The following is a 293-nucleotide window of genomic DNA, read 5'->3' as shown; positions in this document are numbered from 1 at the left end:
TAGTGTGCCGACTTAGCTCAGCTGGTAGAGCAACTGACTTGTAATCAGTAGGTCAACCGTTCGACTCGGTTAGTCGGCACCATTTATTTTAGTAATTTGAAAAGGAAACTGTAATCAGTAGTCTGTTCAAGTTACCCGTCGACTTGGTTAGTCGGCACCATTTATTTAAATTAAATGTTTTAAATGTTTAATTGCACAGTTTATGTGCCTCGATAGCTCAGTTGGTAGAGCAGAGGATTGAAAATCCTCGTGTCCCTGGTTCGATTCCGGGTCGAGGCACCATTTACTTTAAG

General features: G+C 41.6%; 2 tRNA genes. Both read left to right on the top strand.

Annotated features, from left to right (window positions below):
• Nucleotides 1-6 precede the first annotated feature (6 nt).
• A tRNA-Thr gene (locus AN389_RS19800) sits at nucleotides 7-82 on the top strand.
• Between the two features lie 124 nt (nucleotides 83-206).
• Nucleotides 207-282 (top strand) — tRNA-Phe (locus AN389_RS19795).
• The last annotated feature ends 11 nt before the right edge of the window (nucleotides 283-293 follow it).

The sequence above is a fragment of the Pseudoalteromonas sp. P1-7a genome (assembly GCF_001401855.1).
GTDB lineage: Bacteria > Pseudomonadota > Gammaproteobacteria > Enterobacterales > Alteromonadaceae > Pseudoalteromonas.
This window is presented reverse-complemented; position numbering and strand designations above follow the sequence as displayed.